The organism is Streptomyces sp. GS7, from assembly GCF_009834125.1.
Classification (GTDB): Bacteria; Actinomycetota; Actinomycetes; order Streptomycetales; family Streptomycetaceae; genus Streptomyces.
Window position 1 is genome coordinate 3,673,118 of record NZ_CP047146.1, and the last position, 13,940, is coordinate 3,687,057.

General features: G+C 71.5%; 15 protein-coding genes and 1 pseudogene. 9 read left to right on the forward strand and 7 right to left on the reverse strand.

Annotation, left to right across the window (positions count from 1 at the left end; all coding sequences use genetic code 11):
• Window positions 1-228: 228 nt before the first annotated feature.
• Window positions 229-603 (reverse strand): DoxX family protein, encoded by a 375-nt coding sequence (locus GR130_RS16070; protein WP_159505377.1) that lies wholly within the window; start codon window positions 601-603, stop codon window positions 229-231.
• A gap of 105 nt (window positions 604-708) precedes the next feature.
• Between GR130_RS16070 and GR130_RS40500 the strand changes: the two genes are divergently transcribed.
• On the forward strand, window positions 709-963 hold the full coding sequence (locus tag GR130_RS40500; RefSeq protein WP_236573051.1) for a hypothetical protein: 255 nt from the start codon (window positions 709-711) through the stop codon (window positions 961-963).
• A gap of 487 nt (window positions 964-1,450) precedes the next feature.
• Here the strand turns inward: GR130_RS40500 and GR130_RS16080 are convergent, their stop codons facing one another.
• On the reverse strand, window positions 1,451-1,891 hold the full coding sequence (locus GR130_RS16080) for a tautomerase family protein (RefSeq protein WP_159505378.1): 441 nt from the start codon (window positions 1,889-1,891) through the stop codon (window positions 1,451-1,453).
• Window positions 1,892-2,476: 585 nt separating this feature from the next.
• Between GR130_RS16080 and GR130_RS16085 the strand changes: the two genes are divergently transcribed.
• The 3 genes from GR130_RS16085 to GR130_RS16095 all read left to right on the forward strand — a co-directional run bounded on the left by GR130_RS16085 (window position 2,477) and on the right by GR130_RS16095 (window position 5,165).
• A complete protein-coding gene (locus GR130_RS16085; protein WP_236573052.1) occupies window positions 2,477-3,934 on the forward strand; it encodes a zinc ribbon domain-containing protein in 1,458 nt (485 codons plus the stop codon).
• A 25-nt stretch (window positions 3,935-3,959) separates the two neighbouring features.
• Window positions 3,960-4,331 (forward strand): hypothetical protein, encoded by a 372-nt coding sequence (locus tag GR130_RS16090; RefSeq protein WP_159505379.1) that lies wholly within the window; start codon window positions 3,960-3,962, stop codon window positions 4,329-4,331.
• A 135-nt stretch (window positions 4,332-4,466) separates the two neighbouring features.
• Window positions 4,467-5,165 carry a hypothetical protein gene (locus GR130_RS16095; protein WP_201304897.1) on the forward strand — a complete coding sequence of 233 codons (699 nt, stop codon included), beginning with the start codon at window positions 4,467-4,469 and terminating at the stop codon, window positions 5,163-5,165.
• A 22-nt stretch (window positions 5,166-5,187) separates the two neighbouring features.
• Here the strand turns inward: GR130_RS16095 and GR130_RS16100 are convergent, their stop codons facing one another.
• The 3 genes from GR130_RS16100 to GR130_RS16110 all read right to left on the reverse strand — a co-directional run bounded on the left by GR130_RS16100 (window position 5,188) and on the right by GR130_RS16110 (window position 7,854).
• Window positions 5,188-6,285 (reverse strand): NAD(P)-dependent alcohol dehydrogenase, encoded by a 1,098-nt coding sequence (locus GR130_RS16100; protein ID WP_159505380.1) that lies wholly within the window; start codon window positions 6,283-6,285, stop codon window positions 5,188-5,190.
• Between the two features lie 65 nt (window positions 6,286-6,350).
• Window positions 6,351-6,818 (reverse strand): DUF4334 domain-containing protein, encoded by a 468-nt coding sequence (locus tag GR130_RS16105; RefSeq protein WP_159505381.1) that lies wholly within the window; start codon window positions 6,816-6,818, stop codon window positions 6,351-6,353.
• Between the two features lie 127 nt (window positions 6,819-6,945).
• Window positions 6,946-7,854 carry an alpha/beta fold hydrolase gene (locus GR130_RS16110; protein WP_159505382.1) on the reverse strand — a complete coding sequence of 303 codons (909 nt, stop codon included), beginning with the start codon at window positions 7,852-7,854 and terminating at the stop codon, window positions 6,946-6,948.
• A gap of 184 nt (window positions 7,855-8,038) precedes the next feature.
• Here GR130_RS16110 and GR130_RS16115 point away from each other — a divergent pair, with 184 nt between their 5' ends.
• Together GR130_RS16115 and GR130_RS16120 are read left to right on the forward strand one after the other, a co-directional pair.
• Window positions 8,039-9,322: an aminotransferase class I/II-fold pyridoxal phosphate-dependent enzyme gene (locus tag GR130_RS16115; protein ID WP_159505383.1), complete on the forward strand. Its 1,284-nt coding sequence runs from the start codon at window positions 8,039-8,041 to the stop codon at window positions 9,320-9,322.
• A 193-nt stretch (window positions 9,323-9,515) separates the two neighbouring features.
• Window positions 9,516-10,496 carry an SDR family NAD(P)-dependent oxidoreductase gene (locus GR130_RS16120; RefSeq protein WP_236573053.1) on the forward strand — a complete coding sequence of 327 codons (981 nt, stop codon included), beginning with the start codon at window positions 9,516-9,518 and terminating at the stop codon, window positions 10,494-10,496.
• Between the two features lie 169 nt (window positions 10,497-10,665).
• Here the strand turns inward: GR130_RS16120 and GR130_RS40505 are convergent.
• Window positions 10,666-10,773: pseudogene (locus tag GR130_RS40505) on the reverse strand (NADH:flavin oxidoreductase/NADH oxidase); the annotation flags it as partial.
• Window positions 10,774-11,007: 234 nt separating this feature from the next.
• Here GR130_RS40505 and GR130_RS16125 point away from each other — a divergent pair.
• Window positions 11,008-11,319, forward strand: a complete 312-nt coding sequence (locus GR130_RS16125) for a hypothetical protein (protein WP_236573054.1) — start codon at window positions 11,008-11,010, stop codon at window positions 11,317-11,319.
• 126 nt (window positions 11,320-11,445) lie between these two features.
• Here the strand turns inward: GR130_RS16125 and GR130_RS16130 are convergent, their stop codons facing one another.
• Entirely contained in the window at window positions 11,446-12,363 is a 918-nt protein-coding gene (locus GR130_RS16130; RefSeq protein ID WP_236573055.1) for an alpha/beta fold hydrolase, read from the reverse strand.
• Between the two features lie 138 nt (window positions 12,364-12,501).
• Between GR130_RS16130 and GR130_RS16135 the strand changes: the two genes are divergently transcribed.
• Both GR130_RS16135 and GR130_RS16140 read left to right on the forward strand, forming a co-directional pair.
• Window positions 12,502-13,146 (forward strand): TetR/AcrR family transcriptional regulator, encoded by a 645-nt coding sequence (locus GR130_RS16135; protein WP_159505385.1) that lies wholly within the window; start codon window positions 12,502-12,504, stop codon window positions 13,144-13,146.
• Between the two features lie 343 nt (window positions 13,147-13,489).
• A complete protein-coding gene (locus GR130_RS16140; RefSeq protein WP_159505386.1) occupies window positions 13,490-13,828 on the forward strand; it encodes a nuclear transport factor 2 family protein in 339 nt (112 codons plus the stop codon).
• Window positions 13,829-13,940 lie beyond the last annotated feature (112 nt).

Sequence of the window (13,940 nt, forward strand, 5' to 3'; positions counted from 1 at the left end):
GTCTGACGCGAACCCGCCCCGCCTGGACGGTCCGGCGGCACGTCGTGATGTGCTCGACTGGGTTTCCTCGGGGCGGTGGTCGACCGCTCAGGTGTGTCCGGTGCCGGTCGAGGTCGGTGCGGGCCATCGGCGTTCGGGCGCCTGGTGGCGATGCGCCTGGGCTCGACGCGGGAACTCGCCTCTGAGCGTGGGGACCGCGCAGACCTCGGCGGTTCTGCAGGCTCGCCGTCAGAAGGCGTACGGTCCGAATCGTCCCCACGCCACCACGGCCGCCATGGCCAGCAGGAGGGCGTTCACCGCGACGTTTCGGCCTTCGCCGCGCCTGGCGTGCACGGCGCCGGCGCCGATCATGAGGAGTCCGAGTCCGGTGGCCGCGGCGGGCACCAGGCCGACGGCGGTATCGACGGCGGCGGGCAGGACGGTGCCCAGGGCGCCGAGGATCTCCAGCAGGCCGATCGCCTTGATCGCGCCGGGTGAGTAGTCCGCCGCCCAGGCGCCCGAGGTCGCGACGACCTTCTCTTTGGGCTGGAGCAGCTTGGCTGCACCGGCGGCGAGGAACAGGACGGCGAGGAGTCCGGTGAGGACCCAGAGGAGGGTGTTCATGTGATTCCGATCGTGAAGGGCACGCGGGACAGCGACTAAATTGAAGCTTCAACTAAAATAACCCCGATCGCTTGAAGCGTCAAGTGATCGGGTAGGGTCGTGGGCATGAGCAAGGACGAGCCGCGCTGGCTGAGCGCATCCGAGCTGGACGCCTGGAAGGCGTTCAGCGCGATGCTCATCAAGCTGCCCGCGGCCCTGGACGCCCAGCTTCGGAGCGACGCCGGCCTGAACCAGTTCGAGTACCTCGTGCTGGCCGCCCTCTCCGACGCGCCGGAGCGCACGCTGCGGATGAGCGAGCTCGCCGTCCTCGCCAACGGCTCGCTCTCCCGCCTGTCGCACGTCGTCAAGCGACTGGAGTGACACGGCTACGTACGCCGGGAGCCCTGCCCCGACGACGGCCGCTACACCAACGCCCTCCTCACCGAGGAGGGTTACCGGAAGCTGGCCGACAGCGCACCCGGCCACGTCCAGCACGTGCGGTCACTCGTCCTGGACCCGCTGGAACCCGAGCAGATCGAACAACTACGCCTGATCTCCCTGCAGATCCTCCATGGGATGGACCCCGACCTTGCCTGGCCGGACCGCCACTGACCCGCGATCGAGCGGTGCCCGTCCCGGCCGGCGGGATATTCGGCATCACACCTCGGCATCGCCCTGACCGGTCCTCACACCGCCGCGTCGACGCCCTCCGGGCCCTCGGCACGGCAGACGCTCCAGGGCGGCGGGCACGGCGAACGCGCAAGCACGAGACGCTCCGAGCCCGGGGTATCAGCTCGGGAACAAGCTGAGTCACCACGGCGCCTGGTGCCCCGCCGAGTGCAGGAGGGTGCCACCGCCGCGTCCGTGGTCACGTCCTGGTCGCGGTCCCGGCGGCTGGTGACGGTGTGCCGTCGGCCGCAGGGGGGGAAGTGACGTACTGGGCTTCCCCGTTGCCGAGCGACCAGTCGATCGACGCGTTCTCGGTCAGAGTGACGAAGACGTTGCGTGGTGCGGTTCCCGCGTAGGCGTGGGCCAGGTCGGCGATCCGGCGGTACAGCGCCTGCTTCTGCTCGGATGTGCGTCCGGAGCGCAGGGTGATCGCGACGTACACGATGTCGTCGTCGCGGTCGATGTCGAAGTAACCGCCGTAGTGCAGTGTGCTGTTGGTGCCGTCGTGGCTGACCAGGATCTGGAAGTGGTCGTCGGGCGGGATGCCGATCGTCTCGATGAGGGCGTCGTGCACGGCGCGGCCGAGTGCGCCGAGTCGGTTGCTGTCGGCGCGCAGCGCGTCGATGCGGACGAGTGGCATGGCGGTGGCTTCCTCTCGGGTGGTGCGGACGTCCGCGGATCAGCGGCGGTGGAAGTGGGCGGTGAGCGGACCGGGGGCGTCGTCGCCGCGCTCCCACAGCAGCTCGCGGGTGCTCTGGATGAGTCGTTCCCTGGTACCCATGAGGAGATTGTACATACTAGTAGTTACAGAAATGGGGAGGGGGCTGCCGTCCCCGGGTTCCCTGGCGCAACTCCCGTGCTGTGTCGGCGATCTGTAACGGTCCAGCCTCAAAGTGCACACTGGTGGCGCCCCGGAGAGCGCCTGTGGTGCACTGGGGAAACGTGGGTTTGTCTCCTTCACGGGGGAGTGATGACGCCTTCCGCCTTTTCTGCTTCGTGCCCTCGCTGCGGCTGGGGATCGGCTCCGGGTGCCACGTTCTGCGGCAAGTGCGGCGGGGCCCTGGCGACCGGCGGGACCCCTGCGGCGCCGTCGGCCGGCGCTGCACCGCTCCCGGCGAACCTGTCCAAAGGGTCCACCTTCGCGCCCGCGGCCGGCAGCCGCTCCGCCGCGGCGTCGGCCGCGGGATCGACCTTCGCGCCCGCCACGGGCGGTGGCACCGCCGCCGTGCCGTCCAACGGATCCACGTTCACGCGCGCCACGGCCGGCCGCTCCGCCAACGCGCCTCGCTGGGGCGGTGGTCGGGACCTGACCCGGTATCTGTGCGCCGCGGCCTATCTCCATCGCGAGTACGCCAGGTCGCTCATCAGGGAGATCGCGGCCGAACCCCATCTGGGGGTGGCGATGGCCCCGGCGTGCGACGTGCCCGTCGTGCTCCGGCACGCCTACCGGGCCAACGCCCGCCGACACAGCCGGGATCTGCTGCTCGCCGCCCTGTTCGTGCTGGCCGTCGTGTTCACCTTCTGGGCCGGCAGGCCGCAAGCCACCCTGCTGATGCTGCTCTTCGCCTGGGTCACGGTGTTCTCCTTCGAACTCTCCACGAAATACGGGCGCCACCTCCAGGGCCTCCGCCCGGGGCGCTTCGACCCCGCCGCCGCGCCCCCACCGCTCAATCCCGAGATCGCCGCCGGCCTGCGTCAGATCGGCGATTACGCTCAGGGGAACGTCACGGCGTACAGCGGCTATTCACCGTTCATCGGGTACGGGAACGAACTCGAATCGTGGTCCCTGACGTTCGACGTCACCACGTCGAGCGGGGCGGGGGTGACGGCGCGGGACTTCGACGTGAAGGATCTCTATGCCCATATCGCCCAGCGCGTCGGCGCGTTGTCCCTGCCCTGCCTGGAGATCGAAGAGCGGCTCTTCGTGGACGGCGCGACCCTCCTGGGCGACCGGCGCTTCCTGCCGGACCCGCTCGGGCGGCCCGTCGCCTCGATTCCGCAGGACCGGATGGACGAGCTGAAGCGGGCGCCCGAGGAGGGGGCCCGCCCCTATCTGGTGGTGCATTCCACCGGCTGGGGCGGCGAGTTGGTCACGTCGCTCTTCCTGCGTTTCTTCCGGTCGGACTCCAATCTCTATGTCGAGGCGGTTCAGACGGTGTTGTGCCCGTTGCTCGACCGCTACCGGGTCATCGACACCCTCATGCCCCGCCCGCCGGTGCGTGATGTCCTCGAACTGCTCGCGCAGACGCTGGTCAGCACCGTGTTCGTGCTGTTCGCCTCGCCCGTGCGCGCGGTCGCCGGATTCTCCCCGGACTACTGGATGTTCTGGCGGCTGCGCCGGCAGTACAAACTCATCACCCAGCTCCGGAACTTCGACTACGGGGCGCGGCAGAGCGTGCGGCAGAAGGCGGCGGACGGCAGGCACCGCCGCTATTTCCAGAAGGCCGACTGCGGCATGGTCCTCAAGACCGTCGAAAAGCGGGTTCTGGACGCCCTCGTGGAATTCGCCGAGGCGAGGGGTATCGACGTGAGTGAACTGGTGCAGCGTCAGGAAATCATCATCAACAACGGCATCATCGCGACCCAGGGCGCGAAGGTGGAATCCAGCTCGGTCGCGACCGGTGAGAAGTCCCGGGTCTCGATGAACATTCTCAACAAGATCCCCCTGGTGCGACTGGACTGACAACGGAAGGGGACGAGGAAGAGCGATGCGGAGGAACGACGGGATCATCGCGACCGGCGGCTCGAACGTCGTCGGCAACGCCGTGGCGAGCGGCCGGGGCGCGCGGGCCGAGGTGCAGAACAGCGGGCTGTCCCAAGGTGACGGCGGGCGGCAGCCGTCGGCCCAGGAGATCGGCGACCTGCTGTCCCGGCTGATCGACGAACTCGGCCGGTCCGATCACCCCGACCGCGGCGACCTGATCGAGGCCGCCGAGGACGCGCGCGAGGAGGTCACCGCGGAGGCACCGCGCAAGGGCAAGCTGAAGCTGTTCGCCAAGGGCCTCGTGGAGGCCGTACCGGGATTCACGGCCCTCGCCTCCCTGGCGGTGACGATCGAAGAGGCGATCCGCGGGCTGTAGAAGCCACAAGCCACAAGCCACAAGCCACAAGCCACACGTCACAAGTCGCGGGCCGGGGCCCGGGGACGCCGGGACGCACGCGAAGCGCACCGGAACCCCAGGACGCTGGACATCAGGACGCCGGGGGAGACGACCATGCCATCCTGCTTACGCTGCGGTGCGGACCTCGGCGGCACCGCAGCGACCCGCTGCCCGCGGTGCGGAACGCCCTGCCGGGACGGCACATGGCACGGCACCTACCAGCCCCGCGCCGCAGCCGACGACGACTACGTCCGCGTCGGCCCCACCATCCTCCCGCGCTGGATGCCGTGGCTGCTGGCGGCCGTACTCGTCGGGGGCGGGGCGGCGACGTACCTGCTGCTCCACTCGCCCTCGGACCCCTCGCCCCGGACGGTCGACGCCACCCCGTGGACCACCCCGCCCCCGGCCCCCGGCGCCGCCCCCGTGACACCCGGCTACGGCGACACCCCCACCGTCCCGTACACCCCCACCGTCCCGTACACCCCACCCGACGCCCTGGTACCGAGCGCCGCCTCGCCCCCCGACGACGCGGGCGCGGTGGTGGAGCAGTTCTATCGGGACATCAACGACCACGACTTCGCGGCGGCCTGGAAGCTCGGCGGCCGGAACATCGGCGGCGCCTCGTACCAGGACTGGCAGGCGGGCTACGCCACGACGGCGCACATCGAGGTCGGCGTGGTGGACACCGAGGGCGCCGGGCAGGTCACCGCGGTGATCAACGCGACCCAGACGGACGGCTCGACGAAGGTGTTCCGCGGAACGTACACGGTGTCCGGCGGCGCGATCGTCAGCGCGGACATCACCCAGCGGTGACCGCCCGCCGCCGGGCGCGTGCTCAGCCGAAGCGGAGCACGGGCTTGATGACCTGACCGGCGGAGGCGGCCTGGGCGGCGCGCTCGATCTCGGCGAACGGGAACTCGGTGATGATGTCGTGGAGGGGAAGTGTGCCCTCGCGGTGGAGCGCGACGAGGTGCGGGATGAACTCGGCGGGCCGGGCGTCACCCTCGATCACCCCGCGGATCCGGAGGCCCTTGGTCATCACGGTCATGATGTCGAACGTGGCCTGACCGCCGATGCCGACCAGTGCCAGGGTGCCTTGCCTGCGCAGCGCGGTGACGGCCTGGGAGATCACCTCGGCCTGTCCGGTGGTGTCGATGGCGTGATGGGGCCCGCCGCCGGTGAGGTCGCGGACGGCCTCGGCGACGTCGTCGGTGGTGGGGTCGACGGCCGCGGTGGCACCGAATTCCAGGGCCTTGGCGCGGCGGGCGGGAAGCGGGTCGACGGCGATGACGTCACAGCCCTCGGCGACCGCGGCCATGACGGAGCTGAGGCCGACGCTCCCGGTGCCGAAGACCGCCACGGACGAACCCTTCGGCGGGCGCAGCACGTTGAGGACCGTGCCGACGCCGGTCTGCACGCCGCAGCCGAGCGGCGCGGCGATCGCGGGCGGCAGGTCGGCGGGCACCTTGACGACGTTGCTGCGGTGCGCGATTGCGTGGCTGGCGAACGCGGACTGGCCGAAGAAGTTGCCGAAGACGGTGTCGCCGTTGGCCCGGCTGAGGGGAGTCGTGCCGTCGGGGCGCGCGCCGCTGGCGTTGAGGGCGAAGATGCCGGTCTCGCAGTAGGCGGGGTGGCGGGCGCTGCACTGGCCGCAGGTGGTGCAGCTGCGGTAGCTCAGGGCGACACTGTCGCCGGGCCGGACGGTGTCGACCTCCTCGCCCACGGCCTCGACGACGCCCGCGCCCTCGTGCCCGAAGACCATCGGGCTGCGCTCCGCGGGCCAGCTCCGCCGGGCGCTGAGGTCGGTGTGGCAGATGCCCGCGGCCGTCATCCTGACCAGGATCTCGTCCGGCCGCGGCGCGGCGATGACGAGGTCGTCGTGGACGGTGAACGGCCCGCCGGGGGACTCGACGAGGGCTGCCTGAATACGCATGGGGTCCTTGGGTGTTGGTCGCCGGGGTCGGGCGGGGGGTGGGGGGCCGCGGTGCCGCGTCCCGGTCAGTCGCGGTCGAGGAGGAAGTAGAAGTACCGGCCGTCGTCGAGGACGTCCTTGCCGTTCATGACGCCCAGGAGGGTGGTGTCGTCGAGGCGCTTGAAGTGGTCGATGACGGGCTGGCCGTCGTACACCATCGAGGCGGTCGACTCCCCGCGGAATTCGACCATCCACAAGCTGGCCTCGCCCTTGCCCGCCTCGACGTGGGAGAACAGCTCCCCGTCCGGGCCGCGGCAGATCAGCGGCCGTACGTCGGAGAGGGAACGGAAGTCCTTGCCATGCCAGTTGGCGGCTTTCAGCAGGCCCTCGACACGGTGCCCGGTGACGAATGCGCTGCCCTTCCAGGGGCCGAGGATGTCCTCGGGCCGTACCGGCTCCAGAGCGGCCCACAGATCGTCCAGTTCCTCGGCGGTCACCTTTCCGCCGGCCGCGCGGATGGCGGCGATACGGGCACGGGCCTGTTCGGCGTCCATGGGGCTGCTCTCCTTCGGCGTGTGCTCGTTCTTGTCCGGTGGCCTGACGTTAGCGTTCACCGGGCGGTCCGGTACGGCGTGACCGCGCGATCGCGCCAGGCGATCTCCTACGGCCGGGACGGCGCCTTCACGCCGTCTCGCCGGACGTCACCCCGGCCACCCCGGCCACCCCGGCTCTCCGGAGCAGCGAGGCGAGGACGGCATCGGCATGTGTCCACAGGAGGGAGCCGCCGGCATCCGGAACCAGACGGCGCTCGGCGCCGGGAATGCGGGTGGCCAGGAACGCGCCGTTGTCGGGGGAGTGGCCGGTGTCGCGTTCGCCGTACCAGATGTCGACGGGGACGGTGATCTCCGACAGGCGGAACGGCCAGCGCCCCATGGCCAGCACCGTGTCCCGGGCGTAACCGGCCGCCGCTCCACCGGCGAAGGCTTCGTCCAGGGCGCGGCGGTAGGCGTCCGCGAACCGCGGTTCGCGGTAGACGGCCAGGTCGCAGTCCGGGCTCCGGTCCATGACCATGTTCCACATGGCCTCCGCGGTGAACCCGGCGAAGAACTCCTCGGCGCCCGCGGGGTCGGCCGCCGTCCGCTCGACCAGGCCGCGCAGCTCCGCCGGCAGCGCGGCGGCGAACTCGGGTGCGGCGATCTCGTCCGCGCCCGAGACGACGGCCAGCGCGGACGCGATCCCCGCCGTGGCGCAGGCCAGCGCGAACGGTGCCCCCTGCGAACCGCCGACCACCGGAACGCGTCCCAGCCCGCGCAGCGCGAGGAGTTGGCGGATGTCACCGGCGAAGTCGGCGAACGTCCGCCCCGGGTGCGGCGTGGAAGCCCCGAGTCCCGGGCGGTCCACCGAGACGAGGCGTACGCCCTGCTGCTCGACGACGTCGGCGCCGAAGCCCAGCCATCGGCTCGTCGCCGCACCCGGGCACAGCAGTACGGGCACGCCGTCCTTCGGCCCCCACTCCGCCCACCCGAGCCATCGGCCGTCGGACAGCCGGGTCTCACCGAGTCGGGCAGGGTCGGCAACGTAACCGCTCATGATCAACATCATGGCAGCCGGCGGCACCCCGAGACACCCGGATTTTCCGCCACCCGCAACCGGAACTCCCGCACCGGCATCCCCGCACCGCCCTTCCCGCATCGGCATCCGGACCGGTCAGCCGCTGTTGCCCCGCGCAGAAATCCTGGCGCGCCGATCGCGCGCCTGAACAACGATGGCGGTCATGGACCTGACGACACTTGCGCGCACCGAACTGTCCGCACGCCTCGCCGCCCTCCACGACGAGCACGGCCGCCTCACGAGCCGGGGCCTGCGTCTGAACCTGACTCGTGGCAAGCCCTCCGCCGAGCAACTGGAGCTGTCGCGGCCGCTGCTGAACCTGCCGGGTCCCGGCGACCACACCGCGCAGGACGGTACCGACGTCCGCAACTACGGCGGACTCCAGGGACTGCCCGAACTGCGCGCGGCGTTCTCCGGTCCGTTGCAGGTGCCGGTGGACCAGCTGGTCGCGTTCGGCAACTCCAGCCTGGAGCTGATGTACGAATGCGTGGTGGATGCCGTCCTGTTCGGCCTGCCCGGTGCTCCGGCACCCTGGCCGCGCGAGGGGCGGACGGCCATGCTCTGCCCGGTGCCCGGCTACGACCGGCACTTCGCGCTCTGCGAGAAGCTCGGCATCGACATGATCCCGGTGCCGATGACGGCGGACGGCCCGGACATGGACGAGGTGGAACGGCTCGTCGCCGACGAACGGGTCAAGGGCATCTGGTGCGTTCCGAAGTACAGCAACCCGACCGGGGCCTGCTACCCGCCCGAGACGGTACGGCGGCTGGCCGCCATGGAGACGGCCGCCCCGGACTTCCGCGTCTTCTGGGACAACGCGTACGCCGTGCACCAGGTCGGCGCGGACGCACCCCTCGCCGACATCCTGAGCCTGAGCGCCGAGCTGGGCCACCCCGACCGGGTGTTCGTCTTCGGCTCGACCTCGAAGATCACCTTGGCCGGCGGCGGTGTGGCCTTCTTCGGATCCTCGCCCGCCAACGTCTCCTGGCTGCTCGGCCACCTCTCGAAGCGGACGATCGGCCCGGACAAGACCAACCAGCTGCGGCACGCCCGCTTCCTGCCCGACGCCGCGGCCGTACGGGCCCACATGGCGCGCCACGCCGCACTGCTGCGGCCCAAGTTCGAGCTGATCGACGCGGTGCTGGAGAAGCGGCTCGGGGGAACCGGCGTCGCGTCCTGGACACGTCCGCCGGGGGGCTACTTCGTGAGCCTGGACGTGCTGGACGGCTGCGCGGCCCGAGCGGTGGAGCTGGCCGGTGCCGCGGGTATCGCGCTCACGCCCGCCGGCGCCACCTTCCCGTACGGAAAGGACCCGCGGGACCGCAACATCCGCCTCGCCCCGAGCCACCCCGGCCCGGCGGAACTCGGTGACGCGCTGGAAGGGCTCGCCCTGTGTGTGGAACTGGCCGCGGTGGAACGCCTGCTGGGGGCCGGGCAAGAGGCGTAAGCGGCGCGGGCCGGGCCCTTGTGCTGCCCCACCTGCGGGACAGGGGCCCGGCCGCGGCGGTCCCGTCACGGGACGGCGGCGGCCGGAACGCGTTGGCACCCCCCTCACAACAACGCGAAAGAGCCGTCGACCGGAACGATGCGATCCCTTACGGTACGCAGTGCCCCCGATGGATTGACGTACCGGAGACACCATGGCAATGCGCACTTTGCTGATGACCGGGGCGAGCCGCGGACTGGGCAGAACAGCCGCCGAGCATCTGCTGCGGGCGAACCCGGACCTCCATCTGCTCGTGACGTCCCGGGGAACCAGCGGCAACCGGCTCGCCGCCGAGCTGGCCGAGGCCACCGGCAATCCCCACGTGTCCGCGGTCTGCTGCAATCTGGCGGCGCGGGAATGCATCCGGGCGGCCGCCGACGAGATCGCCGGCCGCCTGGCCGCGGGCGACCTGCCGCCGCTGTGCGGCTTCGTGGGCAACGCCGGCCTCCAGCTGACCACCCGGACCCGCACCGACGCCGACGGTGTCGAGCTGACCTTCTCGGTCAACGTCCTCGCCAACTGGCTCCTCATCCGCCTGCTGTGGGAGCACTTCACCGCCCCCAGCCGCATCGTCGTGGTCGGCAGCGACACGCACTTCGGGGACCTGCGCCACAACATGGGCATGGTCCCCGCACCCCGCTGGGAAAGCGTCCAGGCCCTCGCCGCACCCCACCACGACAAGCGAGCGCACACCGCCTCCGAAGGCCGCACCGCCTACTCCACCAGCAAACTCGCCGTGCTCTACCTCGTCCACGCACTGGCCCGCCGACTGCCCGAAGGCATCGACGCCTACACCTTCAACCCGGGCTACGTCCCCGGCACCGGCCTGGTCCGCGACGCCGGCCCCGCCGTCCAGCTCCTCTCCCGCACCGTTCTGCACGCGCTGACCGCCACCCCGCTCGCCCTGAGCCCCGCCCGTGCCGGCCGCCTGCTCGCCGAGGTCGCGGCCGGCCCCCGCCCGGGTCCCACCGGCGCCTACATCGACCGCCATTCCGTGGACCGGTCCTCCGCGGAGTCCTACGACGAGGACCGGGAGGAAGAACTCTGGCGCACCGCGGCCGAGTTGTGCGGCGTGTCCGGGGGGCCGGACGTCCCGCGGGCCGAGGGGCGGGCGCGGGGCCGCGGTGCGCCATGACCGCGACCGTGTCCCCGTTGCCCGGCGAACCGCGGCGGACGGGCGGTACGACGGGTCGCGCCGGTCGCGCCGGTCACGTCGTCCGGGCCGGGCGGCCGGTGATCCCGACGGAGCCGCCCAGCTCGGGGTCTTGAGGACCGCGGCGTCGTACGGCTGAGGTTCCGGGACGCGGTTTCCGTTCCGAGAAGCGGTTCTCCAGGAGCCTGGCTGCCCGGTGGCGGTCTTGGAGGAGGGCGCGGCCGACGGCGACCAGGTCGAACGCGTCGCGTTCCGGCCGTCTCGTGGCCGGCGCAGGAGCAACCGCCCCGGCGGGCGCGGCATTCCACCTCTCCGGCAAGGCGCCCCCGCGACCCCGGACATGCGCCCGGAGCCGCCCGGCCGCGGACGCCTCGCGGAATGCCGGCCAGTAGGGTTGCGGGGTTGCGCATGTGGGCAAGTGTTGTGCGCTGGGTGACTGTCCATACATAGGAGGCTGTAGGTGGCGCGGGGCGGGATGACGGCGACAGGAAGCATGAACCTGCGTGTCGGGGCGGCCGTGGCGGAGATCGAGGGCCTGTGCGCGGCGTTGCGCGGTGCGCGCAACGAGCGTCACCGAGAGCGCATCCTGGCCGACCTCGCCCAGGCCGGCCGGCGTCTGACCGCTCTGGCACTCGCACAGCGGGGCACGCCGGCAAGCGTCCGGCCGCGGTCGCGCTGGGAGCGGCGGCGCCTGCTGGCAGCCCGCGGTGCGGACCTGGTGGCGGCGTTCGCCACGGGCGACGGCCGGGGGCGCGTCCGCCGCAGGGGCGGCGCCGAGGACGGCGCGGAGTCTCCGCGCTCCTGAGGGGCCGGCGGCGGGTCCGCCGCTCGCGGCCGTGAGAGTGCAGCGGACCGTCTGGGGAGGGGTGGGCGCGGTGGCGCCGCGTCGTGTGCGGTGGCGCCGACGACGCGGCACGGTCCCCGCCCGCGTTCAGTCGACGGATTCCAGGAAGTCCAGCATCCGGTCGTTGGCCATGTCGGCGTGGTCGATCTGCGGCCCGTGGCCGGTGCCGGAGAGGATCTCGGCGCGGGCGCCGGGCACCAGGGACGGTACGCGTGCCAACTGCCGCTTCGGGTGGACGAGCAGGCTCCGCTTGCCCATCAGCAGGTAGAGCGGGGTGCGGATGGTGCGCATCTCGTCGTCGGTCAGCGGGAGCGGCGCCGGCCGGCGGATGCGGAACGCGCGGACGCCGAGCCGGATCATCCTGCGCAACTCCGGTACGACGAGGACCGGTTGGTCCAGCCAGACGGCCAGGTGCCGGCGCAGCGGCTTCGGGGCGAAGGTCGCGAACAGGCTGACGAAGATCCAGACGAAGAACCGGAGTCCCACCTTCTCCAGGCCGCCGGGGTCGAGCAGGGTCGCCGAGGCCAGTCTGCCGGGGCGTCGGTGCGCCTGGTTCAGGGTGAGCCAGCCGCCGTAGGAGGACCCGATGAGGTGGACCCGGTCGAGCCCGAGGGCGGCGAGTGCCTCGTCCATCCACTGCGCGGCGAGTTCGGGGCGGTGTATCGGCTCGCGTTGAACGCTGCGCCCGGCATCGCCGGGGGTGTCGAGCGCGTAGACCGTGCGCCGTGCGCTGAGGGCGGCGACATTCGGGTACCACATCGACGAGTTGGAGCCCGCGCCGTGGATGAGCACCACCGGGGTCCGGGAGGCGTTTCCGGGCTCGGTGGGGCCGTACTCGTAGACGTGCGTGGTCCCGAAGCGGGTTTCCACGTCCCGCTCCGCGCGCGGAGCGGGACCGAGTGCGTAGACCGCGTCGCAGGCGCTGAAGTACTGGTCGCGCAGGGTCTCGTTCACATAGCGGCCGACGTCGGCCGGGCCGCGCTCGCGGGTCATCGTCTCGGGCACGCGTGACACCTCCGGGGAGATTCCGTCTTTGTGATACGACCGTACCATGATGGTGGTACCGGCGTATCATGAAGACGTGCGGGTATCGCCGGGCCGACGGGCCGACTGGCCGGAAGAACAAGGGTGGAGACGCGGCTGATGCCGAAGCGTGTGGACCATGAGGAACGACGTACCGAGATCGCCGAGGCGCTCGTCCGGGTCGCCGGGCGACGCGGGCTGCACGGTGTCGGGATGCGCGACGTGGCCGCCGAGGCGGGCGTCTCCCTCCGGCTGGTGCAGTACTACTTCCAAACCAAGGAGAAGCTGCTCCTGTACGGACTGGAGCATCTGGCCGCCGGGTTCGGAGCCCGCACCGCCGCCCGGGTCCGGGCCGCCGGGGACGATCCCGGCCCGCGTGCGGTGATCGAGGCGCTGCTGCTGGAGTCGCTGCCCACCGACGAGGAGAGCCGGACCTTCCACCTCGTCTACACCTCGTACGCGGTGCTGTCCGTCACGGACGAGGCGCTCGCCGCCCAGCCCTTCATCGCGAACCCCGATGCCGCCGAGGACGCCCTGGCCGGCCTCCTCCGGCAGGCGCAGGAGGCCCGGCTCATCGCGTCCGACATCGACACGCGTACGGAGGCGATCGGCCTGCTCGCCCTCTCGGCCGGGTTGGGCACCGGCATCCTGGTCGGCCAGCGCAGCCCGGAGTCCGCGGTCGCGGTGCTGCGGCACCATCTGGACCGGATTTTCCGCGACGGCGATATTCGGTCAGATGCCGTCGCCGAGGGCGGAACCGGCTGACCCGCGGTTCGCGTGGGCCATCGCGTGGGGCCGTCTTCCCGCGCGGACTCTTCGTCATCGAACGGTTCCCGGAAAGCGAATGTCCCGGTATTCCGGGTTGGCTGCCATATCGGTGTGCAGAAGGATCGACATCCAGGCAACGCCCGCTGCTCGTGGGGTGTTTGCTGCCGCTGTCGTCAACCGCCGCCGGTGCCGGACGAGTTGGCAGGTGCACGTCTTCGTGCCCGACGTGCGGCCGAAGTGGCCGCTGCGCGCCGACCGCCCGAATCGGCCGGATCCGAGCCGGTATGATCTCCCGCACCCGCACCCGCACGCTCGTGCCGGCCGGCCGAGAAAGGGAGTCATGTCTCCGGAAGAGATCGTCGACGGCCAGCTCGCCGCCTACAACGCGGGTGACCTCGAAAAGTTCCTGACCTACTACGTCGACGACGTACCGGTCCACGCCTTCCCCTCGGGCGACGTCCTCACCGACCGCTCGGGCCCGGCCTTCCGGGAGCGCTACCGCGCCCTCTTCGCCGCCAGCCCGGACCTGCACGCCGAACTCGTCTCGCGCGTCGTCCACGGCCGCATCGTCATCGACCAGGAGAAGGTCACCGGCTTCATGGGAGGCGAGGCCCGCGCCGCCGTGGCCCTCTACGAAGTCGGCGAGGAACGCATCGAACGGGTGTGGTTCGCGGTCTGACCCGGCCCTCTCACCGGTACCCGGCCGACGGCCGGACCGGAGCGACGACGCGGCCCCGTGACACCCGGTCCGACCGGTGGCCACGGAGCCGCGCCCATGTCACGGGCCCGGC